A 26,995-nucleotide genomic window follows, 5' to 3' on the forward strand; every position below is an offset into this window, starting at 1 on the left:
CAGACCAGAACGGAAGCCAGAATTGCTCAATCGCGCGCACAGGCCGCCGCGGCTCGACAGTCCGAACCGAACCGAGGTCTCCGGGTCCACCGACCCGATGTCGGCCATCGTGACCGTGCCGTCGAAGGGCAAGTGAATGCGCGCAGCAATTTCCGGTGGATCTCAGACGCCCCCGACAGGCCCCGGCTTCGAGAACGGTTTCCCGCTGTCGTCCGCTCAGCGTGGCATGTGGTTCGCTCAGCAGCTTGCCCCTGACGTCCCGGTCTGTATCGCACAATATGTCGACCTTCGCGGCAACCTCGACATCGGCGTTCTGCAAGAGGCCTCGGCTCAGGCCGGACACGAGTTCCAGTCCGCATATCTCCGACTGGCCGAGGTGGACGGCGAACCCGTACAGCTGGTCGATCACTCCATCGACCAGTCGGTGCACTACCTCGATCTGCGTGATGCCGAGGACCCGATGGCGTCGGCGCTGAGGTGGATCGACGAGAACTACGTCAAGCCCGTCGACATGGAACGCGATCCCCTCGTCGACAGTTGGATCATTCAGGTCGAGGACGATCGCAACCTCTGGTACAGCAAGATTCACCACGTCGCACTCGACGGCTACGGTGCCATGACTCTCGTCAACCGAACCGCCGCGCTGTACACGGCGGCCGTCGAACACGTCGAGCCTGCCCCCAACAAGGCGGCCGAGCTTCGCCGACTCTACGAGCTCGATCAGGAATACCGGACGTCGTCGCGCTTCGAGTCCGACAAGGCGTACTGGACTGCTCGCGCCGCGGACATCCAGGACGGAGCTTCTCTGTCCAACACGGCCGGTCGCACGATCGCTGCCAGCAAGTTGCGCAGCGTCGCTCTCCCCGAGGACGTCGTCGCCGAGCTCGAGGCGTCCGACGCGACCAAGGGTGGAACCGCGGCTGCGGTGTTCATCGCCGCTTTCGGCTGCTACCTCTCGCGAATGACCGGGCGAGAAGACGTCTCGGTCAACATCCCGGTGTCCGCGCGCACCACCGCGTTGCTTCGCCGATCCGGTGGAATGCTCGTCAACGTCGCCCCCATTTCGATCCACGTGCCCCAGGACGCGACCGTCGGCGAGCTGGTTCAGCAGGTGCAGCTCGAACTGATGGGAGCGCTGCGGCACCAGCGCTTCAGCATCGAGGACATTCGGCGCGAGCTGGCGGCCTCGGGTAGTGACAAGCAGCTGTCCGGCCCGATGGTCAACATGATGCTGTTCCATCAGCAGATCGAACTCGGGTCGATCGTCGGCGAGTTCAACATCGTGACCTCGGGTCCGGTCGAGGACCTCCTGGTCAACGTTTATCAAAGCGGATCTCCGGCCCGGACGTTCGTCGATTTCAGGGCCAACCCCAACCGGTACGACGACGACGACCTCACCGCGCACCACTCGAGCTTCGTCGACATGGTGGAAGCCTTCATCGCGGCCGGACCCGAGACCGCAGTTCTGGACGTCCATCCGGTCAGCGCACGCGAGGGCCAGCGCCGGCGGCGCGCTGCAGCCCAGCTCGTTTACTGGACCGACCGGCTCGCCGACGCCCCCGATCTCCTCGATCTTCCGACCGACCGCTCGCGCGCCTCGCACATCGGACACGTTCGCGCATCCCACGAGGTGACGATCGGATCCGAAACGTGGTCCGGAGTGACTCGATTGGCGGCGGAACGGTCCACGACACCGTTCGTGGTCCTCGAATCTGCTCTCGCCGTGCTGCTTTCGCGGCTGGCGAACACCGACGACCTGGTGATAGCCGTACCCGCGGGTCACGGAAACACCGTCGCGCTACGTAGCCGTCCCGACGTTCGGCAGTCGTTCACCGAATTCGTCGATGCGTCCGCAGCCGACTTCGATGCGGCGATGGCACACGGTGACACGTCGTTCGACGACGTCGTTCAGGCCTTGAATCTGCCTCGAACGGAATCGCACAGCCCTCTCGCTCAGGTTGCGCTCCGGTTCGGTCCGTCCGCACTGCCGCGTGACGGAGTCGGCATGGATCTGGTCGTCACCGTCGACGAGTCCGATTCTGTCACCGTCGTTTTCGATTACGCCACAGAACTGTTCGATGCCGCGAGCACGGCTCAACTCGCCCGTCGCCTCGTCCGCGTTCTCGACACATCGACCAACGAGCCCGATCTGCCGATAGGCGACGTGGATCTGCTGTCCACCGCCGAGCGCGCGCGCCTGGCTCCGGTTCGTGGTCCGCGGTCTGTGGTGGGTGTGGTGTTGCCGGAGTTGTTGGCTGGTGCGGTGGGTGTTGCTGGTGTCGGTGGTGTTGCGGTGGTGTCGGGGTCGCGGTCTGTTTCGTATGGTGAGTTGGATGCGGCGTCGTCGCGGTTGGCGCGGATGTTGATGTCGTGTGGGGTGGGTCCGGGGTCGTTCGTGGCGTTGGCGTTGTCGCGGTCGGTGGAGTCTGTGGTGGCGGTGTGGGCGGTGGCGAAGGCCGGTGGTGCGTTCTTGCCGGTGGATCCGAATTATCCGGTGGATCGGATCGAGCACATGTTGGTCGATTCGGGTGCTGTGGTGGGTGTGACGTTGGGTGCGGATGTGGGTGCGCTCTCGGGTGTGGGTGGGGTGTCGTGGGTGGTGCTCGATGATCCGGATGTGGTGGCGGATCTGGCGTTTCGGTCGTCTGCTCCGGTGTTGGATGTGGAGCGTTCGGGTGTGTTGCGGCTCGATGATGCGGCGTATCTGATTTACACGTCGGGGTCGACGGGTGTGCCCAAGGGTGTGGTGGTCACTCATCGTGGTGTGGGGAACTTGGCTGCCGAGGAGCGGGTTCGGTTCGGTGTGGGTCCGTCGTCGCGGGTGTTGGCGTTCGCGTCGCCGAGTTTCGATGCGTCGATTCTCGAGTTCGTGTTGGCGTTCTCGGGTGGGGCGACGATGGTGATTGCTCCGCCGTTGGTGTTCGGTGGGGTGGAGTTGGCGTCGTTGCTCGCCGAGGAGCGGGTTTCGCATGCGTTCGTCACGCCTGCGGCGTTGGCGTCGGTGGATCCGGTGGGGTTGGAGTCGGTCGAGGTGGTGGTGACCGGTGGTGATGTGTGTGCGCCGGAGTTGGTGGCGCGGTGGGCGCCGGGTCGGCGGATGTTCAATGCGTACGGTCCGACGGAGGCGACGATTTTCTCGTCGATCTCGTCGGCGTTGGTGGTAGGGGAGTCGGTCGATATCGGTTCGCCGACGATCGGTTTCGCTGAGGTGGTGTTGGATTCGCGGTTGAATCCGGTGCCCGTCGGTGTGGTGGGTGAGTTGTATCTGGCGGGTCCGGCGTTGGCTCGTGGGTATCACGCGCGGTTGGGTTTGACGGCGGAGCGGTTCGTGGCCGATCCGTTCGGTGCTGCGGGTTCGCGGATGTATCGCACCGGTGATGTGGTGCGGTGGAATGCCTCGGGTGCGTTGGAGTATGTGGGGCGTAGCGATTTTCAGGTGAAGGTGCGTGGTTTCCGGATCGAGTTGGGTGAGATCGATTCGGTGTTGGCTGCGGTGCCGGGTGTCGATTTCGTGGTCACCATCGGGCGTGAGAGGGCGGCAGGAGCGGAGCCTGCAGGAGCGACCGGAAGAGCCGGCAGTACGGTGTTGGTCTCGTATGTGTTGCCGGTGGCCGGTACGGTTCTCGAGGTCGATGCGTTGCGTGAGCATGCCGGTTCGATGCTGCCTGCGCACATGGTGCCCTCTGCGTTCGTGATGTTGGAGTCCATTCCTCTGACTCCGGCAGGCAAACTCGACCGCACCGCACTCCCCGAACCCGAACTCGGTTCACAGGGTGCATTCGAGGCCGCGGAAACGGAATACGAGGCCGCGGTGGCGTCCGTGTTCTGCGACGTTCTCGAGGTCGATCGGGTCGGTGTCACGGACAGCTTCTTCGATCTCGGCGGAAACTCCCTCGTGGCCACGCGTTTGATCGCACGGGTCAATTCGGCTCTCGGAACCGATCTGAAGGTGCTGGATCTGTTCGAGGCATCGACGGTTCGGACTCTGGCGGAACGTGCCGAAGCCAAGGGCGCGTCGCTGCATCGCCGCCCGGCGCTCGTCCCCGTCGACCGGCCCGATTCCATCCCGCTGTCTCTCGCGCAGCAGCGGATGTGGTTCATCAACCAGTTCGATGTGTCCTCGCCCGCGTACAACATTCCGCTCACCGTGCGCCTGACCGGTCGTCTGGACGTGAGTGCGATGGCTGCTGCCGTCGGCGACGTCCTGTCCAGGCACGAGTCGCTCCGCACGGTGTTCCCGACTGTGGGCGATCTGCCGAACCAGGTCATCGCACCCGTCGAGGACGTCACCGGATCGAAGCTCCCCCTCGACGTGGTGGACGTCGACGCCGGTTCGGTCGATGAGCTCGTCCGTGCTGCTGCGACAACAGGATTCGACGTCACGGTCGATCTTCCGTTCCGCGCGGTGCTGTACCGGACCGGCCCGGAGAGCTTCGTGCTCTCCATCGTCGTCCACCACATTGCGGCCGACGGTGCGTCGATGGCACCGCTGGCCCGAGACGTGATGGTCGCCTACGGCGCCCGCTCCGCCGGTTCGGTTCCGGCGTGGGAGCCACTCACCGTTCAGTACGCGGACTTCGCACTGTGGCAGCACGCCGTTCTCGGCGACGAGAGCGACTCCACGTCGGTGGCGTCGCGGCAGATCGAGTTCTGGCAGACGGCTCTGGCAGACCTGCCGGACGTGCTGCCGATGCCACTCGATCGCCCGCGGCCCACCCGGCAGTCGATGCGTGGCAGCGTCACCCCGTTCACGATTCCCGCCGATGTCGCCGCTCGGTTGAGTTCGGTTGCTGCCGAACACGACTCGACGCTGTTCATGGTCGTACATTCCGCGCTTGCATTGCTGCTCGCGCGGCTGAGCGGCACTCAGGACATCGCTGTCGGCACTCCGATCGCGGGTCGCGGCGACGCGGCCCTCGACGACCTCGTGGGCATGTTCGTCGGGACCCTCGTGCTGCGAACGCAGGTAGAGCCTCGAGCGACCTTCGCCGAACTGCTCGCCGACACTCGTCGCTCCGACCTCGCCGCCTTCGACAACACCGACATCCCGTTCGAGCGACTGGTCGACGTACTCGATCCGGTCAGGTCGACCGACCACTCGCCGCTGTTCCAGGTTCTCCTCGAGTTCCAGAACAATGCAGCTGTCACGTTGGAGCTACCCGATCTCACCGTCGATTTCGAGGAGATCAGCACCGACACAGCCAAATTCGATCTGCAGCTGCGCGTGGATCAGGAGCCCGTGGATCCGTCCGGGGCACTGTCGGCCTCGTTCACCTACGCCACAGATCTGTTCGATCCCGAAACCATCGACCGGTTCGTCGATCGCTTCCTGCGGATCGTGTCGACCATCGGGGCGTCGACGGACGTACGCACCGGTGACATAGACATCCTGTCCGCCGCAGAGCGGGAACTCGTCCTGTTCGAGTGGAACGACACCGCACGGCTGATCGAACCTCCGGTCCACCAGCACATCCCGGCCGGCGACGTCGACATGACGCTCAGCAGTCTGTTCGACCGACAGGTGCAGCGCAGCCCGTACTCGACCGCGTTGGTGTTCGAGGACGAGCACATCACCTATCTCGAACTGGACGAACGTGCGAATCAGCTCGCGCGACATCTGATCTCGCTCGGCGTGACGACCGAATCGCACGTCGGCCTCGCGATCCGACGGTCGATCGACCTGCTCGTCGGCATGTACGCGATCGTCAAGGCCGGTGGTGCCTATGTGCCGATCGACCCGGACCATCCGGTCGAGCGTTCGTCCTACGTCCTCTCCAGCGCCCAGCCTGTGTGCATCCTCACCACGAGCCGCGACTGGATCAACATCCCGGTCGCAACTCCGGTCCTCGCCGTCGATCTGCTCGACGTGTCCGATCGCGACCACACCTCTGTCACCGATTCGGATCGACTGGGAAGACTGCACGGCTCCAACACCGCGTACGTCATCTACACCTCCGGTTCGACCGGTCGACCCAAGGGTGTTGCAGTCACGCACTCGGCCATCGTGAATCGGTTGCTGTGGATGCAGCACGAGTATCACCTCGAGCCTGCGGACACCGTTCTGCAGAAGACACCGGCCACGTTCGACGTCTCGGTGTGGGAATTCTTCTGGCCCCTGCAGGTCGGTGCCAGGCTCGTCGTGGCCGAACCCGACGGACACCGCGATCCGGTCTACCTGTCCCGCATCATCGCGGACGAGCACATCACCACCGCGCACTTCGTACCGTCCATGCTCGCGGTGTTCGCGGCAGGTGGACGAGCTGCGGAATGTGTCTCGCTCCGACTCGTCTTCTGCAGTGGCGAGGCACTTCCGCCTGCCACCGCGGCACAGTTCGCGCAGTTCTCCAACGCAGAAGTGCACAACCTCTACGGCCCGACCGAAGCGGCCGTCGACGTCAGCTACTACCACGTGACCGGCCGCGACGCCGTCTCGATCCCCATCGGCGCACCGGTGTGGAACACACGCTTGTACGTGCTCGACGCCTCGTTGCGACCGGCTCCCATCGGTGCTCCCGGCGAGCTGTATCTCGCCGGCGTGCAACTCGCTCGTGGGTACGTCGGTCGCGGCGACCTCACAGCGGATCGCTTCGTCGCGGATCCGTTCGGCGAGCCCGGCGAGAGGCTCTATCGCACAGGCGATCTGGTGCGCTGGCGCGCCGACGGCGAACTCGAGTACATCGGCCGAACGGACTTCCAGGTCAAGCTGCGCGGCCTGCGCATCGAACTACCCGAGATCGAATCGGTTCTCCTTCGATCCGAGTCGGTCGCACAGGCGGTCGCGTTGGTGCACAAGGACCCGAACACCGGTGAGACCCTCGTGGCCTACGTGGTCGGTGCACCCGGCTCCGCCGTCGACCCCGCACAGCTGACGGCCGAAGCCTCGCGCCGCCTGCCGGGGTACATGGTGCCCTCACACGTGGTGGTACTGGACTCGCTGCCGGTCAACGCCAGCGGCAAACTCGATCGCAAGGCATTGCCTGCGCCGGAATTCACCGTCGCCGCGTCGGAGTTCTTCGGCCCGGAGAACCCGGTAGAAGAGATCGTCGCCGGTGTCTTCGGTGATCTACTCGGTATCGCTCAGGTCAGTGTCACGTCGAGTTTCTTCGAGATCGGTGGCAACTCGCTGATCGCGATGCGTTTGGTCGCGCGCGTCAACGCGGCCCTCGGAACGGACATCGGCATCAGGGATCTGTTCGACGCCCCCACGGTGCGAGCGTTGTCGGCAGGCATCGACATCGGCGAGCACGACGCTGCGGCTGCCCCTCGACTGGTTCCGCAGGAGCGCCCGGATGTGGTGCCGCTGTCGCTCGCGCAGCAGCGAATGTGGTTCATCAATCAGTACGACACCGAGTCGGCTGCCTACAACGTCGCATTTGCCATGCGCCTGAGTGGTGTGCTCGATGTCGACGCGATGCACTCGGCCATCGGTGACGTGTTGAGCCGGCACGAGTCGCTGCGCACGATGTTCCCGCTGACCGACGACGTTCCCGCGCAGTCCATCCTCGACGTGGCATCGGCACTGCCGGATCTGACGCCGATTCACGCGAACGACGAGCGTCACGTTCTCGAGTTGATCGCCGACGTCGCCGGCTCGGGTTTCGACGTCGTGGCGGATGTTCCGCTGCGGGTCCGACTGGTTCGGGTTCGCGAGAACGAGCACGTGCTCGTGATGGTGGTGCACCACATCTCCTCCGACGGGTTCTCCAGCGCTCCGCTGGCCCGTGACTTGATGGTGTCCTACAGCGCCCGCGCCGCAGGACATGCACCGAGCCAGGAACCGTTGCCGGTGCAGTACGCCGATTACGCGCTGTGGCAGCGCCGGTTCCTCGGTGCGGAGTCCGATCCCGAGTCGATGATGGCCAAGCAGCTCGCCTACTGGGTCGACACACTGTCCGGCAGCCCCGAGGTCCTGGCGTTGCCGACCGATCGCCCGCGTCCCGCGGTCGCATCCCTGCGTGGCGACAGCGTCTCCTTCGAGATCGACGCCGCAATCCATGCTCGTCTTGCTGCTGTTGCCGCCGAGCACAATTCCAGCGCGTTCATGATCGTGCACGCGGCTCTGGCCGTCCTTCTGGCCCGACTCTCGGGCACCGAGGACATCTCGGTCGGAACGCCGATCTCGGGCCGAGGAGACGCCGCACTCGACGAGCTCGTCGGCATGTTCGTCAACACCCTCGTTCTGCGCACCCAGGTGCCCGGCTCGACACGGTTCGAGGACCTGCTCTCGGAGGTTCGCTCGGTCGACCTGGCCGCGTTCACTCATTCGGATGTCCCGTTCGAGCGAGTGGTCGATGCGGTCGATCCCGCGAGGTCGACTGCCCATGCGCCGCTGTTCCAGGTGATGCTCGAGTTCCAGCAGACCGACCGACCGACGGTGACGTTGCCCGGACTGTCGATCGAGAGCATCGAGCTACCCAACGACATTTCCAACTTCGACCTGCAGTTGACGGTCTCGGAAGAATTCGACAGTTCCGGCGCACCGGTCGGCATGGAAGCCGGATTCCGCTACGCCACAGAACTGTTCGATGCAGACACCGTCCGGGTTCTCGCCGATCGCCTCGTACGGATCCTCGACGCCGTGACAGCAACGCCGTCCATCCGAGTCGGTGACATCGAGATTCTGTCTGCCAACGAGTACGACTCGTTGGCTCCGGTTCGTGGTCCGCGGTCTGTGGTGGGTGTGGTGTTGCCGGAGTTGTTGGCTGGTGCGGTGGGTGTTGCTGGTGTCGGTGGTGTTGCGGTGGTGTCGGGGTCGCGGTCTGTTTCGTATGGTGAGTTGGATGCGGCGTCGTCGCGGTTGGCGCGGATGTTGATGTCGTGTGGGGTGGGTCCGGGGTCGTTCGTGGCGTTGGCGTTGTCGCGGTCGGTGGAGTCTGTGGTGGCGGTGTGGGCGGTGGCGAAGGCCGGTGGTGCGTTCTTGCCGGTGGATCCGAATTATCCGGTGGATCGGATCGAGCACATGTTGGTCGATTCGGGTGCTGTGGTGGGTGTGACGTTGGGTGCGGATGTGGGTGCGCTCTCGGGTGTGGGTGGGGTGTCGTGGGTGGTGCTCGATGATCCGGATGTGGTGGCGGATCTGGCGTTTCGGTCGTCTGCTCCGGTGTTGGATGTGGAGCGTTCGGGTGTGTTGCGGCTCGATGATGCGGCGTATCTGATTTACACGTCGGGGTCGACGGGTGTGCCCAAGGGTGTGGTGGTCACTCATCGTGGTGTGGGGAACTTGGCTGCCGAGGAGCGGGTTCGGTTCGGTGTGGGTCCGTCGTCGCGGGTGTTGGCGTTCGCGTCGCCGAGTTTCGATGCGTCGATTCTCGAGTTCGTGTTGGCGTTCTCGGGTGGGGCGACGATGGTGATTGCTCCGCCGTTGGTGTTCGGTGGGGTGGAGTTGGCGTCGTTGCTCGCCGAGGAGCGGGTTTCGCATGCGTTCGTCACGCCTGCGGCGTTGGCGTCGGTGGATCCGGTGGGGTTGGAGTCGGTCGAGGTGGTGGTGACCGGTGGTGATGTGTGTGCGCCGGAGTTGGTGGCGCGGTGGGCGCCGGGTCGGCGGATGTTCAATGCGTACGGTCCGACGGAGGCGACGATTTTCTCGTCGATCTCGTCGGCGTTGGTGGTAGGGGAGTCGGTCGATATCGGTTCGCCGACGATCGGTTTCGCTGAGGTGGTGTTGGATTCGCGGTTGAATCCGGTGCCCGTCGGTGTGGTGGGTGAGTTGTATCTGGCGGGTCCGGCGTTGGCTCGTGGGTATCACGCGCGGTTGGGTTTGACGGCGGAGCGGTTCGTGGCCGATCCGTTCGGTGCTGCGGGTTCGCGGATGTATCGCACCGGTGATGTGGTGCGGTGGAATGCCTCGGGTGCGTTGGAGTATGTGGGGCGTAGCGATTTTCAGGTGAAGGTGCGTGGTTTCCGGATCGAGTTGGGTGAGATCGATTCGGTGTTGGCTGCGGTGCCGGGTGTCGATTTCGTGGTCACCATCGGGCGTGAGAGGGCGGCAGGAGCGGAGCCTGCAGGAGCGACCGGAAGAGCCGGCAGTACGGTGTTGGTCTCGTATGTGTTGCCGGTGGCCGGTACGGTTCTCGAGGTCGATGCGTTGCGTGAGCATGCCGGTTCGATGCTGCCTGCGCATATGGTGCCCTCTGCGTTCGTGATGTTGGAGTCCATTCCTCTGACTCCGGCAGGCAAACTCGACCGCACCGCACTCCCCGAACCCGATTGGTCCGCTCAGGTCACGTCCGGTCGCGACGCGGACAATGCGGTCGAGAAGACGTTGGCCGGACTGTTCGCCGAGGTGCTTCGACTCGACCGTGTCGGCGTCGACGATTCGTTCTTCGCTCTCGGCGGCGACAGCATCATGTCGATTCAGTTGGTCTCGCGCGCCAAGGCGGCCGGACTGTCTCTGTCGCCACGAGATGTCTTCGAGCACAAGACGGTTGCGGCGCTCGCCGAGGTGGTCGCGTCCTCGGACGGCACCGCACCTCTCGTACTGGAAGAGTTGCCCGGCGGCGGCGTGGGCGATGTACCTCTGACTCCGATCGTGGCGTGGATGCTCGATCGGACGGACGTTCTCGACAAGCACACGCAGACGGCGGTTCTCACACTTCCGGTCGACATCGAACTCGATGTGCTCGAAGCCACCGTCCAGACGGTCCTCGATCACCACGACATGCTTCGCGGTGTCCTGCACCGGGGTGAGCACCCCGCGATGGAGGTTCTTCCCGTCGGATCGGTCTCTGCGAACTCGGTCGTGTACCGCGTGACCTCGACAACCGTTCGGGGGCAGGAGTTCTCGGAGCAGGCAAACGCCGAGGCAGAAGCAGCAGTCGGCCGGCTGGCACCCGATGCCGGTGTCATGATCCAGATGGTGTGGTTCGACGCCGGCTCCGAGGGGAGCCGTCTGCTCGTCGTCGCCCACCACCTGGTCGTCGACGGCGTGTCCTGGAGAATCCTGGTTCCCGACCTCGCGTCGGCGTGGGCCCAGATCATCGGCGGAAGCACTCCCGAGCTGGCTCCGGTCGGCACCTCCATGCGTCGTTGGTCGCACGGTTTGCGTGAGGTCACCGCCACCCGCGGGGACGAACTGGCGATCTGGCGCGACGTTCTGGCACAACCGGATCCACTCATCGGATCGCGAGCACTCGATCGCGAGATCGACGTGTACCGAACAGTGGCCAAGGTCGAGTTGACACTGTCCACCGACGTCACCGAGGGGCTACTGACGGCACTGCCCGACGCGTTCCACGGAAGCGTCAACGACGGCCTGCTCGCGGCTCTCGCCCTCGCTACGGCGGTGTGGCGACGTGGTCGGGGAGTGGTCGTCGACGACGCTCTCATCTCGCTCGAGGGTCACGGCCGCGAGGACCACGTGGTGCCCGGTGCAGATCTCGGCCGGACCGTCGGTTGGTTCACCACGATCTACCCGCTCAGGCTGACCCTCGCCGATCTGGATCTGGACGACGCACTCGCAGGCGGCGTCGACGCAGCGCGTCTGATCAAGTCGGTCAAGGAGCAGCTGCTGGCCGTTCCGGACCACGGTATCGGCTACGGCATGCTCCGCTACCTGGACGAGGACGGTGCCGCTGCACTGCGTGACTTCCCGGCTCCCCAGATCAGTTTCAATTATCTCGGGCGCTACAGCACCGATGTTCCCGACGAGCTTCGCGGACACGGCTGGCTTCCGGTCGACGACTCCGGTGTCGGCGATTCGCAGGACGAGGATCTGCCGGTCGCAGCCGTTCTCGACATCAATGCCGTCACCACCGCAACGCCGACCGGCCCGCGGCTCGAGGCGACGTTCGCTTTCCCCACCGGTGTGCTCGACGCGGACGAGGTCACCGAGCTGGCGGAGCTGTGGCGTCAGGCCCTGACCTCGCTGACGCAGCTGGCCCAGCGACCGGGGGCCGGTGGCTTCACGCCCTCCGACCTCGATCTGGTGCGGCTCGATCAGAGTTCCATCGACGACCTCGAACGGGTCTATCCCACGCTGGACGACATCTGGTCCATGACGCCGCTGCAGGCCGGATTGCTCTTCCACGCCGAGCTGTCGGATCAGTCCGTCGACGCCTACATCGTCCAACTGGTGCTGGAGTTGCGCGGAAGCGTCGACGAGGCGCGGTTCCGGCGTGCTGCTCGGGGGCTGCTGCGTCGGCACGCCAACCTGCGGACCGCTTTCGTGCACAACAGCGACGGCGAGTCGATTCAGATCGTCCACCACGACGTGGATGCCCGCTGGTCGTCGATCGACCTGACCGGACTGGATCCGGAGGATCGAGCCCTCGAGCTCGATCGCATCGAACACGAGGACCGTGCCACCCGATTCAACATGGCACAGGCGCCTCTGTTGCGCTTCATGCTCATCACCGTGTCACCGGGCGAGTGGCGTCTGGTGATGACCAACCACCACATCCTGCTCGACGGCTGGTCAACGCCGCTGTTGCTCAAGGACCTTCTGACGCTCTACGTGGTCGACGGTGACGAGACCGTGCTCCCACGGGTTCCGGCCTACCGCGACTACCTGTCGTGGCTGGCCAAGCGTGATCGCTCGTCGGCTCTCGAAGCGTGGACGAACGCTCTCGCCGGTTTGTCCGAGCCGACGCTGTTGACGCCGGTCGAGAGCCGACGCCAGGAATCGACGTTGGCGGGCCGCTCGTTGGTCTCACTCGATGTGGAGCAGACGAACCGCTTGCGCAGCGTCGCTCGCGCCCGTGGCGTGACGATCAACTCGATGGTCCAGGCGTCCTGGGCGCTGGTTCTCGGCACTCTGACCGGTCGCTCCGACGTCGTGTTCGGTGCCACCGTGTCCGGACGCCCGCCGGAGGTCTCCGACATCGAGTCGATGGTCGGGTTGTTCATCAACACTCTGCCGGTCCGGATCGTGCTCGATCCGTCGGAGACACTCGGTGAGTACCTCGAACGGGTGCAGTCCGAACAGGCCGCGCTACTCGATCACCACTACCTCGGGCTCACCGACATTCAGCGAGCAGTCGGACCGGCAGTCTCCTTCGACACCCTGACGGTGTTCGAGTCGTACCCGATGGACCGCGCGGGATTGTCGGCCGAGACCGACCTCGCCGGAATGCAGGTGCACGACGTGCACGACGGAAGCGACACGGCGCAGTATCCCCTGACCTTGGTCGCCATGGTCGACGACCGGCTGCACATCGAGGCGAAGTACCTGCCGGAGTTGTTCGAGCACAGCGTCGTTGCGGCGACGGTCGACAGAATCGTGCGTGTTCTCGAGGCCATCGCAACCGACACCGGTCGACGCGTCGGATCGCTCTCGTTGCTGTCCGAGGACGAATTGCGCCAGCTGGCACCGGTTCGTGGACCGGCGTCGTCGGATACTCGACTGCTTCCCGATATCTTCACCGACGCTGCCGCAGTCGACCCGCAGGGCACCGCTCTGTTGAGCGACGGCCGCACCGTGGACTATGCCGAACTCGACGCGCAATCGTCTGCTCTCGCAAGAACTTTGATCGCTCGCGGTGCCGGCCCGGAAACCGTCGTTGCACTGGCTCTGCCACGGTCCGTCGAATCCGTACTCGGCATCTGGGCAGTCGCCAAGACCGGGGCGGCATTCCTGCCGATCGATCCGAGCTACCCGCGCGATCGCGTCGAACACATGCTCGTCGACTCGAACGCGTCGATCGGTCTGACCCTGTCCGAGCACGAGGCCGCGGTCTCCGGTCTCGGCTCTGCTCGGTGGACCGTGCTCGACCACGACGACACGCGCACCGAACTCGCCGGTCACTCGACCGCCCCGGTTCGCGACGGCGACCGAATTCGCCCGATGCACATCGATCAGCTCGCGTACCTGATCTACACCTCGGGCTCGACGGGTGTTCCCAAGGGCGTCACCGTCACCCACCGCGGGCTGGCGAATCTGGCCGAGGAGGAGCGGACTCGTTTCGAGGTGACCCCGGGCGCTCGGGTTCTCGCGTTCGCGTCCCCGAGCTTCGATGCCTCCATCCTGGAACTGCTGATGGTGTTCTCCGGTGCCGCGACCATGGTCATCGCGCCGACCTCCGTCTACGGCGGCACCGAGTTGGCCGAACTGCTTGCAGCACAGCACGTCACGCATGCGTTCGTCACGCCCGCCGCGCTGGCATCGGTGGATCCGGACGGCCTGACCGAGTTGGCCGTGGTGGCCACCGGTGGCGACGTGTGTCCGCCCGAGCTCGTGGCTCGCTGGGCACCGGGCCGTCGGATGTTCAACGCGTACGGTCCCACCGAGGCGACGATCTTCTCGTCCATCAGCGATCGACTCGACGTCGACTCCGCCATCGACATCGGTTCTCCGACAATCGGTTTCAGCGAGGTGGTCCTCGACGCACGACTGCATCCCGTTCCGGTCGGGGTCGTGGGTGAGCTCTATCTCGCCGGGCCGGCACTGGCTCGTGGCTACCATTGCCGATTCGGTCTGACCGCAGACCGTTTCGTCGCGAATCCATTCGGCGAGAGCGGTGCCAGGATGTACCGCACCGGCGACGTGGTGCGGTGGACCGAGTCGGGAACGCTCGAGTACGTCGGACGCAGCGATTTCCAGGTCAAGGTGCGCGGCTTCCGCATCGAACTGGGCGAGATCGACGCCGTCCTGACCGACCATCCGATGGTCGAGTTCGCCACCACCGTGGGTGTCGACGGTCCGACGGGCAACACCATTCTGGTCGCCTACGTCCTCCCGAGGTCCGGCGAGCAGGTCGATGCAGCAGCTCTGCGCACTCATGTCTCGAGTTCGCTACCGACCCACATGATCCCGACGGCCTTCGTCGCACTGGAGTCGATTCCGCTGACACCGGCAGGCAAGTTGGACCGCAATGCCCTACCTGCACCCGACCTCCATCTCGGGGGCGACTCGCGTGCACCGCGGAACGACACCGAGCAGGTCATCGCCGATATCTTCGGCGAGGTACTGGGGATCGACGGCGTCGGAATCGATTCGAGCTTCTTCGATCTGGGTGGCGACTCGCTCAGTGCCACCAGACTCACTGCGCGCGTCAACTCCGCCCTCGGCACCACGATCAGCGTCCGCGCATTGTTCGAGGCTCCCACCGTCGAGTCACTTGCGGTGCGAGTGCTCAGCAACCCGGTCGGCACCCTTCGCCGTCCCGCACTCGTGGCGAAGCCGCGACCGGATTCGATTCCGTTGTCGCTTGCGCAGCAACGAATGTGGTTCATCAATCAGTTCGACGTGACCTCGGCGGCGTACAACATCCCGCTTGCGGTGAGACTGACGGGTCGACTCGACATCGCCGCGATGAGCGCGGCCGTCGGGGACGTCCTGGAACGCCACGAGTCGCTGCGGACGGTGTTCCCCACCCGCGGGGATCGTCCTGAGCAGAAGATCCTCGACGTGCAGGCGGCGAGAACCGAACTCGTCGTCGTCGATCTGGACGCCACCGAGGTCGTTGCGGCCATCTCGGCCGCTGCTGCAACAGGATTCGATGTCTCGACCGATCTACCGTTCCGCGCGGTCCTGTACCGGATCGCACCGGACGAGTTCGTGCTCTCGATCGTCGTGCATCACATTGCTGCCGACGGCGCATCCATGGCACCCCTGGCGCGAGATGTCATGGTCGCCTACGGCTCTCGCGCGGCTGCCGGCGCGCCGATGTGGACACCGCTCGACGTTCAGTACGCGGACTTCGCACTCTGGCAACGCACCGTGCTCGGCGACGAGTCCGATCCCGCGTCCCTCGCCGCGCAGCAGTTGGACTTCTGGAAGACCGCCCTGGCGGATCTTCCCGATGTTCTGCCGCTACCGCTCGATCACCCGCGGCCCGCTCGGCAGTCCATGCGCGGCAACAGTGTTCGGTTCGAGATCGACCGCACCACTCATGCCGGGCTGGTCGACCTCGCGCGTGCCAACGAGGCGACCGTCTTCATGGCCGTCCACGCGGCGTGGTCGATCCTGATGGCGCGCATCAGCGGCACCGAGGACATCGCTGTCGGAACGCCGATCGCCGGACGAGGTGACGCTGCACTCGACGATCTGGTCGGCATGTTCGTCGGCACCCTGGTTCTGCGCACGGAGGTGGCACCGCAGCTTTCGTTCACCGATCTGCTTCGGGCCACGCGTACAGCCGATCTCGCGGCGTTCGAGAACACCGATGTGCCGTTCGAGCGGTTGGTCGACGTTCTCGACCCCGCTCGTTCGACCGACCGCTCGCCGTTGTTCCAGGTGCTTCTCGAGTTCCAGAACAACACGTCCGCGACGCTCGAACTGCCGGACCTCACGGTCGAAGCCGTCGACATCGATGCTCACATTGCGAAGTTCGACCTGCAACTGACCGTCGCCGAGGAGTTCGACGAGGCCGGTGCACCGGCCGGGATGACCGCCGCGATCACCTACGCGACCGACTTGTTCGAGGAATCGTCCGTCGAGGAGTTCGCGGCACGATTCGGTGCCGTGCTCGCCTCCGTGACGAGCGATCCCGAGCGCGCAGTCGGCGATATCGATCTGCTCCTGCCGGGTGAGCTCGACGCCATGACGCATGACTGGAACCACGCTGGCCGGGTGGCATCCGATGCGACGCTGGCCGATCGCTTCGCTGCTGCCGCTGCGCGATTCCCCGATTCGCGCGCCGTCGTCTTCGGAGATCACACGCTGACCTACGCCGAGCTCGACGACCGCTCCAGCCGCCTCGCACGGCTTCTCGTACAGCGCGGTGTGACGTCGGAATCGCTGGTAGCGGTCGCGATGCCTCGCAACGAGGAGCTGATCGTCGCGCTGCTCGCGGTGATCAAGTCCGGTGGCGGCTACCTTCCGATCGACGTGTCCTACCCAGCGGACCGGCTGGCGTTCATGCTCGAAGACGCCTCGCCCGTCTGTGTGATCTCCACTGTTGCCGACAGTGCGGCGGTGCCCGCCTCGGATCTCGATGTGCTCGAGATCGATTCGCCCGAGCTGATCGCGGAGCTGGCCGGCATGTCGGGTGCCCCGCTGACCGACGCGGACCGTTCGGGTGGAACCAGCGCCGATTCCATCGCGTACGTGATCTACACCTCGGGCAGCACCGGTCGCCCCAAGGGCGTGCAGATCGCGCACCGCAACGTGGCGACGCTGTTCGCGAACACCGCTGATCTCTTCGATTTCGACGATCGTGACGTCTGGACGATGTTCCACTCGTACGCGTTCGATTTCTCGGTGTGGGAGCTGTGGGGACCGCTGCTGCACGGTGGAACACTCGTGGTCGTCGACTACTACACGGCACGCTCTCCGGAGCTGTTCCGCGAGTTGCTGGTTCGCGAGCGGGTCACGGTGCTCAACCAGACACCGACGGCGTTCTACCAGTTCGCGGAAGCCGATCGTGTGGCCACCGGAAACCTCGCCGGCACCACGGACTCCGATCTCTCGCTGCGCTACGTGATCTTCGGCGGCGAGGCACTCGATCTCGGGCAGTTGGCTCGCTGGTACGCCCGGCACGACGAGTCCGCCCCGACTCTGGTCAACATGTACGGCATCACCGAGACGACAGTCCACGTGAGCCACCTGGCCTTGACCGAGCAGTTCGCGGCATCGGCCTCGGCCAGCGTCATCGGTCAGGCCATCCCCGCACTGCGCGTCGCCGTTCTCGACACGCGTCTCAATCCGGTACCACCCGGCGTCACCGGTGAAATGTACGTCTCCGGGGCACAGCTCTCTCGCGGATACCTCGGCCGGGCCGGCCTGTCGGCCACCCGTTTCGTGGCAGATCCGGCCGGAGAAGCCGGTGCCCGGATGTACCGCACCGGCGACACCGCACGGTGGAATCGTGACGGCGCGCTCGAGTACCTGGGCCGCAGCGACATGCAGGTGCAGCTGCACGGCTTCCGTATCGAACTCGGCGAGATCGAAAGCGCGCTGTTGGCGTTCGACGGCGTCGCGGCGTCCGTGGTCTCGGTTCGAGACGACGGATTCGGTGATCGACTGATCGGATACGTCGTCGCCGAGGCGGGCCGAACACTCGACCACTCCGCCGTTCTCGAATTCGTCGGACACTCACTGACGTCGTACATGGTTCCGGCCGCTTTGATCGTGCTGGACGAGCTGCCGCTCACCGCCAACGGAAAGCTGGACCGCCGGGCATTGCCGGCTCCGGACTTCTCCGCCAATGTCACCGAGAGCCGCTTGCCGGCAACCGAAGTCGAGTCCATCCTCGCCGGATTGTTCGCCGACGTCCTCGGCCTCGACACCGTCGGCGTCGACGACTCGTTCTTCGCGCTCGGCGGCGACAGCATCATGTCCATCCAGCTGGTCTCACGCGCCAAGGCGGCCGGTCTGGTCCTGGCTCCGCGCGACATCTTCGAGCGCAAGACCGTCGCGGCATTGGCCGAGGTCGTGGTCCTCGGAGGCGACGTCGTCGTACTGGAAGAACTCGACGGTGGGGGAGTCGGCCCGCTGCCCCTCACTCCGGTCGTGCGTTGGATGTTGGAGCGCAGCACCGACTTCGGGCGCTACACCCAGACGGCACTGCTTCAGCTCCCGGTCGGTATCGAGAGCGTCACGCTCGAGCGCACCGTGCAGGCCGTGCTCGATCGTCACGACATGCTGCGATCGCGACTGTTCCAGGACACGGACGGAATCTGGCACGAGGAAGTAGCTCCGATCGGCACTGTGTCCGCCGCGTCGGTGATCCACGCGGTCTCGGTCGATTCCGTGGACGGTCCCGAATTCTCCTCTTGTGCCGCAACGGAACTCGACGCTGCAGCAGATCGACTGGTCCCCGCCGACGGGGTCATGGTGCAGATGGTGTGGTTCCAGGCCCCGAACGGGTCCGGCCGACTGCTCGTCGTCGCACATCACCTCGTGATCGACGGCGTGTCGTGGCGCATCCTCGTCCCGGATCTGGCGACGGCCTGGAGCCAGATCGTCGCGGGCGACACGCCTGCGCTGGCACCGATCGGCACATCGATGCGACGGTGGTCCACCGGTTTGACCGAGGTCACCGCGGGCCGCGCCGACGAAATCGGCCTGTGGCAGCGCATTCTGAACGGTGACGATCCGACGATCGGTTCGCGACCACTGGACAAGCGCGTCGATGTAGACGCGACCGTGCAGCGCATCCGTACATCGCTCCCGGTCCAGGTGACCGAGCGACTGCTGACAGCGGTGCCGAATGCCTTCCGCGGCAGCGTCAACGACGGTCTCCTGGCCGGGCTGGCCTTGGCACTGACGGCGTGGCGCCGCGAACGGGGAGCCACTGTCCGCAGTGCGTTGATCACGCTCGAAGGTCATGGCCGTGAAGACGCCGTGGTGCCCGGAGCCGATCTCGGCAGAACCGTCGGCTGGTTCACCACGATCTTCCCGGTCCGACTCGACCTCGGCTCCCTGGACATCGCCGACGCGTTGTCCGGTGGCGACTCCGCCGGAGCCTTGATCAAGGCCGTCAAGGAACAGCTGCTCGAGATCCCCGATCACGGAATCGGCTACGGCATGCTGCGGTACCTGGACTCCGACGGGACCGAGGCACTGTCCGGTTACGCCGCTCCGCAGGTCAGCTTCAACTACCTCGGGCGCTTCTCGACCGGATCGTCCGAGGGCATGGAGGACGTGGGCTGGATTCCTGTGGCCGACGCCGAACTGGGCGACGCACAGAACCCGGACATGCCGGTGCCGGCCGCGCTGGACATCAACGCCGTCACCACCTCGACACCCGACGGTCCCCAGCTCGACGCCACCTTCGCGTTCCCGGCCGGCATCCTGGATGCGGGCGAGGTCGATCGGTTGATCGAACTGTGGACGCAGGCACTGACCGCGATCACCGAGCACGCCTCGACCGAGGGCGCGGGCGGCTTCACCCCGTCCGACCTCGAGCTCGTGGACATCGATCAGCGTTCCATCGAGGTGCTCGAGAAGCAGTTCCCCGATCTCGACGATGTGTGGTCGATGTCGCCGCTGCAGGCCGGACTGCTCTTCCACGCCCGTCTCGCAGGCGAGGTCGGCAGCGACAGTGCGGGAGTCGACGCCTACATGGTGCAGCTCGGTCTCGAGCTTCGCGGCGTCGTCGATGCCGAGCGGATGCATTCCGCCGTGAACAAGCTCGTCTCTCGTCATCCGAACTTGCGAGCAGCGTTCGTGCACAACAGCACCGGCGAATCTCTGCAGATCGTGCAGGGTTCGGTCACGGTGCCGTGGTCCGAGGTCGATCTCCGCGGTGAAACCGATGTCGAGGCCGCACTGGAAGCCGTACTCGAGGCCGATCGCGGCGTGCGATTCGAGATGGACTCGGCACCGCTGCTGCGGTTCACGCTGATCACCCTCGCCGACGATCACTGGCGACTGCTGCTGACCAATCACCACATCCTGCTCGACGGCTGGTCGACGCCGCTGGTGGTCAAGGAACTGATCACCCTCTACGTCACCGAATCCGACGATTCGATGCTGCCGCGAGTTCCCGCGTATCGGGACTACCTCGCGTGGATGCGGCAACGCGACGTCGCCATTTCCACCGCGCAGTGGGTCAGTGCGATGGCCGGCGTCGAGGAGCCGACACTGCTCGTCACCGGTGACCGGGGTCGTCAGTTGCCCACTGTCTCGAGCGAGACCGAGCGGTCGTTGTCGATCGAGACCACAGCGGCGTTGCGCGATTTCGCGGCGCGCCGCGGGTCCACTCTGAACACCCTCGTTCAGACCGCGTGGGGCATCGTGCTCGCCACTCTGACCGGTCGCGAGGACGTCGTCTTCGGTGCCACGGTGTCGGGTCGTCCACCCGAGGTTCCGGGCATCGAAGGCATGATCGGGCTCTTCATCAACACGCTTCCCGTTCGGGTGACGCTCGATCGGGCCGAGACACTCGGCGCTCTGGTCGATCGTGTGCAGGCCGAACAGGCAGCGCTGCTCGATCACCATTACCTCGGTCTGACCGACATCCAGCGCGCGGCCGGAGCCGGCGTCGCGTTCGACACGCTGACGGTGTTCGAGTCCTACCCGGTCGATCGCGCCGGAGCCTCTGCTGCAACGGATTTCGCAGGTATGCAGGTGACGGACATCCTCGGCACCGACGCGGCGCACTATCCGCTGACACTGGTGTCTTCGGTCGACGAGCGCCTGAACCTCAAGGCCAAGTACCTGCCCGAACTCTTCGAGCTCGAAGACGTGCACGCCATCGTCGATCGGGTCGAGCGGGTGCTCGACGCAGTGCTGGCCGACGAGCAGCAGCCACTGGCTCGGCTGCGATTGCTGGCCGACACCGAATTCGCTTCTCTGGCTCCGGTATTCGGCCTCGAAGGCCGATCGACTCGATTGCTACCGGAGATCTTCTCCGACGCAGCTGCCGTAGACCCGGACGCCATCGCAGTGCGCAGCGTCGACGGCGAGTTGACGTACCGAGAGCTGGATCGACAGTCGAACCGGCTCGCTCGCATTCTGATCGGCCGCGGTGTCCGCACCGAGACGTTCGTCGCTCTCGGGATCGCACGATCCATCGAGTCGGTGTTGACCGTCTGGGCCGTCGCGAAGTCCGGTGCTGCCTTCGTACCGGTCGATCCGAACTACCCGGCCGATCGCATCGAGCACATGCTGGCCGACTCCGGAGCAACATTCGGTGTCACCACCCGCACTCACCTCGACGACCTGCCGTCGACCGTGCCGTGGATCGTCCTGGACGACCTCGCCACCGACGGTCCGAACGCGGTGAGCGACGAGCCCGTCGCCGACGACGAACGCCATGGTCGCGTCACCCTCGCGAGTGCGGCGTACACGATCTACACGTCGGGTTCGACGGGTGTACCGAAGGGGGTCGTGGTCACCCACTCCGGCCTCGACAACTTCGCGACCGAGCAGCGCGAGCGCTATCGAGTCACGAAGGACTCACGCACGCTTCATGTTTCATCACCCAGCTTCGACGCGTCCGTACTCGAGTACCTGCTCGCGTTCGGCGTCGGTGCCACGATGGTGATCGTTCCACCCACGGTGTACGGCGGAGCCGAGCTGGCGTCGTTGCTGGCCGAGGAATCGGTCACTCACGGCTTCATCACCCCGTCCGCCCTCGCCTCGGTCGATCCGGCCGGTCTCGACACGTTCGCCGATGTCGTGGTCGGCGGCGAGGCCGTTCCGTCCGAGTTGGTCACCAAGTGGGCTCCCGGTCGCAACCTGTTCAACGGGTACGGACCGACCGAGGCCACGATCATGTCCAACATCAGTGCACCGATGGTCGCCGGCGAGCCGGTGTCGATCGGTGGGCCGGTGCGGGGTGTGTACGAGGTGGTTCTCGACTCGCGACTGCAGCCGGTTCCCGTCGGGGTCGCGGGTGAGCTCTATCTCGCAGGCGTCGGCCTGGCTCGCGGCTACCACGATCGGATGGGGCTGACGGCCGAACGATTCGTCGCCGACCCGTTCGGTGCTCCCGGTGCCCGCATGTACCGCACCGGAGATGTGGTGCGCTGGTCGCCGGATCTGACCATCGAATATGTCGGTCGCAGCGACTCGCAGGTCAAGGTCCGCGGCTTCCGCATCGAACTCGGCGAGATCGACGCCGCGCTCTCGGCACATCCCGCGGTGGATTTCGCAGCCACCTTCGGAACTCCCGGGCCGTCCGGTGCCACTGTTCTCGTGGCGTACGTGCGCCTGACGGGGGACGACCCGGCACACGCGGTCGACACCTTCGACACGGCGGTTCTGCGTGACCATCTCGCCGCCGCGCTGCCGTCGCACATGGTGCCCAGCGCCATCGTCGTGCTCGAGTCGATTCCGCTCACTCCGGTGGGCAAGCTCGATCGCGCCGCACTGCCCGTACCGGAGTTCGGCTCGGCCACCTCGTACCGAGAGCCGAGCACGCCGGCCGAGCTGACGGTCGCGGCGGTCTTCGCCGAGATTCTCGAGGTGGATCGAGTCGGTGCCGACGACGGATTCTTCGAGCTCGGTGGTGACTCGCTCAGCGCAACGCGGGTGATCGCTCGCGTCAACGCCGAGTTCGGTACCTCCATCGGTGTACGCACGATCTTCGAGACCCCGACCGTGTCGGGACTGGCGAGCGCAGTCGGGACTGCCGACACTCGCGCGCAGCGCCCGGCTCTCGTCGCCGCGGCACGTCCGGAGCACATTCCGCTCTCGCTCGCGCAGCAGCGGATGTGGTTCATCAACCAGTTCGACACCTCGTCGGCCGCGTACAACGTGCCGCTGGTCGTCAAACTGACCGGACGGCTCGACACCGCTGCTCTGGCCGCCGCGGTGGTCGATGTTCTGGGACGCCACGAGTCTCTGCGCACGACCTTCCCCGACGGCCCGGAATTCCCGGTGCAGCTCGTGCACCCGGCTGCCGAGGTCGCGCCTGCGGTCGATTCCGAACGGATCGATGCCGCAGTTCTGACCGATCGCGTCGCTCTGTTGGCCGGTCGAGGATTCGACGTCACCACCGAGATCCCGGTGCACGTCGAGCTGTTCGAGGTGCTCGATGCCGGCGTCGACGCGTCCGAGGATCCCGTCTTCGTACTCGCCATGGTGGTGCACCACATCGCCGCCGACGGCGCGTCGATGGCACCGCTCGCTCGCGACGTCGTGCTCGCGTACTCGGCGCGCAGCGCAGGCAAGGCACCGAACTGGCAGCCGCTGCCCGTCCAGTACGCCGACTACACGATCTGGCAGCGTTCGCTGCTCGGAGACGAGCAGGACCCGTCGAGCGTGGCAGCGGCCCAGCTCGAGCACTGGTCCACCGCGCTCGCGGGTCTTCCCGACCTGCTGCCGTTGCCGACGGACCGACCGAGGCCGACCACTCAGGACTTCCGCGGTGGCCGAGTTCGCTTCACCGTCGACGCCGACATCCATCGGACGCTCGTCGACATCACTCGCGAACAGAACGTCAGCATGTTCATGGTGCTGCACGCGGCGTTCGCGGTCGTTCTGGCTCGTTTGAGCGGCACCGACGACATCGCGATCACCACTCCGGTGGCCGGGCGCGGCGACGCGGCGCTCGACGACCTCGTGGGTATGTTCGTCAACACGCTCGTGCTGCGCAGCCGAGTCGACAAGTCCGCGACGTTCGACGATCTGCTGAACCAGGTCAAGGCACACGATCTCGACGCGTTCGATCACACCGAGATGCCCTTCGAGAGAATCGTCGAGGTTCTCAATCCCACCCGGTCGACGGCATACGCTCCGCTGTCACAGGTCGCGCTGTCGTTCCAGAACAACGAGAAGGCCTCGCTCGAGCTCCCGGACCTCCGCGTCGAAGGCTTCGACTTCGACGTTCCGGTAGCCAAGCAGGATCTTCAGCTGCTGCTGTCCGAGACCTTCGACGAGGCGGGACGTCCGTCCGGCTTCGAGGCCGCATTCGACTACGCCACATCGCTGTTCGACGCGGCCAGCGTCGAGGCCATCGCGGCGCGACTGATTCGAGTTCTCGATGCCGTCGGACGCGACCGGCACGCGGTGGTCGGAGACATCGAAATTCTGGGTGCCGACGAGCAGCGCGCGTTGGTGCCGGCGCGAGGAAACCCGGACGCGGCAGTCCGGACGTGGCCGGAGTTGCTCGCGGCGGCGGTCGCGCTCGACCCGTACGCAGTCGCCGTCACCTACCGAGGCATCAGCCTTTCCTACGCCGATCTGGACAGCTGGTCCAACCGAATCGCTCGAATGCTGATCGACTACGGCGTCGGGCCGGAGACGTTCGTCGCCTTGGCTCTGCCTCGATCGATCGAGTCGGTGCTGTCGGTGTGGGCTGTGGCCAAGACCGGTGCCGCGTTCCTGCCCGTCGATCCGAACTACCCGGCGGACCGAATCGCGCACATGCTCGAAGATTCGCATGCCGCAATGGGTCTGACCGACATCGACAGCAGGGGATCGCTGCCCGACACCGTCCCGTGGCTGGTTCTGGACGATCCGGAAATTTCCGCGGAGTTGTCTCGCTACCCGGCAGACGCGGTGACCGACGTAGAACGTACGGCGACCCTGCACATCGACCACCCCGCCTACCTGGTCTACACCTCGGGTTCGACCGGTCGCCCGAAGGGCGTTGCAGTTCGGCACCGTGGCTTGGCCAACCTCCAGGCCGAGGTGCTCGAGCGATTCCGCCCCACTCGGGATTCGCGTGTTTCGCACATCGCATCACCGAGTTTCGACGCATCGATCTACGAGCTGACGATGGCATTCGGCGTCGGTGCCACCGTCGTGATCGTGCCGCCGGGAGTCTTCGGCGGCGGCGACTTGGCCGACCTTCTCGAATCCGAACACGTCACGCATGCATTCCTGACGCCCGCGGCGCTGTCGTCGATCGACGAGACACGTCTGGGCAACGTTCGGGTCCTCGCCGTCGGAGGTGAGGCCTGTACTCCGGAGTTGGTGGCGAAATGGGCACCGGGCCGCCAGATGTTCAACGGCTACGGTCCGACCGAGACCACCATCCAGGCGAGTGTCGGTGGACCGTTGGTGCCCGGTGGCACAGTGGACGTCGGCAGGCCTGGAACCGGATTCCGGTTCCAGGTGCTCGACGCACGACTGCGGCCGGTTCCGGCCGGAGTGTCGGGCGAGCTCTACATCGCCGGTCCCGGTACCGCCCGTGGATACCTCGGGCGTTTCGGGCTGACATCCGAGCGTTTCGTCGCCGATCCGTTCGGCACTCCTGGCGACCGGATGTATCGAACCGGTGACGTCGTGCGCTGGGGAAGTGCCGGGGCCGTCGAGTTCGTCGGACGCAGTGACTTCCAGGTCAAGGTGCGCGGTTTCCGCATCGAACTCGGCGAGATCGACTCCGCCCTCACCGAGAACGACCAGGTCGGATTCGCCGCCACGATCGGGCACACGGCGGCGTCGGGTGACACCGTCCTCGTGTCCTACGTTCTCGCGGCCGACGGCGAATCGGTCGACACCGAAGCACTTCGAGACCGAGTCGCCAAAGTGCTTCCGCGTCATATGGTTCCGTCGGCGATCATCGAGCTGGACGACATTCCGCTGACGCCTGTGGGCAAGCTCGATCGGCGGGCCCTGCCGGTTCCGGAGCTGACGACGTCGACAACTCCGTACCGGGCACCGGCCACCGACGTGGAAGCTGCGATCGCCGATGCGTTCGCGCAGGTACTCGGAGTCGATCGGGTCGGCATGGACGACAATTTCTTCGAGCTGGGCGGGACGTCGCTGGTGGCCACGAAGATCGTGCCTGCGATCGAGAACGCCATCGGAGTGCGGGTCCCGCTGCAAGCGCTGTTCGTCGATCCGACACCGGCAGGGTTGGCAGCGCGGGTCGCCGCGGATGCCGACGCCGGGGGCGCGGATCTCGATTCGGTGTTCGGGGTCGTGATTCCGCTGCGCGGCAGCGGGTCCAAGGCACCGTTGTTCTGCGTTCACCCGGGAATCGGGTTGTCGTGGGGCTACGCCGGTCTCGTCTCGCATCTGAGCGACGACCGTCCCGTGTACGGCCTGCAGCTGCCGAGCATCGTCGAAGGGTCGACGTTCGGGTCCATTCGCGATCTCGCGCACCGCTACGCCGACGAGATTCGCGCTGTCCAGCCGGTGGGTCCGTACCACCTGCTCGGGTGGTCGCTCGGCGGCTCGCTCGCTCATGCGATAGCGGTGGAACTGCGCAGCACCGGCAGCGATGTTCGCACCCTCGCACTGTTGGACAGCTACGTCGACGGCCACGACGGCGAAGCGGTCGAGGGAGCGTTGAGCGTCGAGAACCTGCTTGCGGGATTGGGGCTCGATCTGACTGCTCAGCCCTCGACCGAGCCGTTGACCTACGAACGGGGCGTCGAACTACTCGACGAGTCGTTGGGACAGACGACCGGCGTTTCCGCCGATCATCTGCGACGTATCAATGCGGGATTCGAGAACTCGACTCGAATAATGGCCGAGTTCATCCCGGACGTGTTCGACGGAGATGTTTTGTTCTTCTCCGCAACGAAGGGTGCGAGCGATGGAATTGTTCGATCCCCGCAGGAATGGCGGCCGTATGTGACAGGAGATATCGTCATCCACGATGTCGACGTTTTCCACAACGAGATGACCAATGCAGATGCAGCCACTGTGATCGGGCCGGTCGTCGATTCTCATCTCGGGAATACACCTGAATAACAATTGATGTGTTCTTCACAT

At 65.4% G+C, this 26,995-nt stretch carries 1 protein-coding gene; it reads left to right on the forward strand.

Annotation, left to right across the window (positions count from 1 at the left end; genetic code table 11):
* The first annotated feature begins 136 nt into the window (after positions 1–136).
* The gene (locus AB0362_RS03255; protein WP_366234797.1) at positions 137–26,974 is read left to right on the forward strand and encodes a non-ribosomal peptide synthase/polyketide synthase; all 26,838 of its coding nucleotides are present in this window, start codon (positions 137–139) and stop codon (positions 26,972–26,974) included.
* The last annotated feature ends 21 nt before the right edge of the window (positions 26,975–26,995 follow it).

It is taken from the genome of Rhodococcus sp. NPDC079359, from assembly GCF_040702585.1.
Taxonomy (GTDB): Bacteria; Actinomycetota; Actinomycetes; order Mycobacteriales; family Mycobacteriaceae; genus Rhodococcoides.

Coding starts and splice junctions, on each gene's coding strand:
- AB0362_RS03255 (WP_366234797.1), top strand. CDS start 137: ATGCGCGCAGCAATTTCCGGTGGATCTCAGACGCCCCCGACAGGCCCC.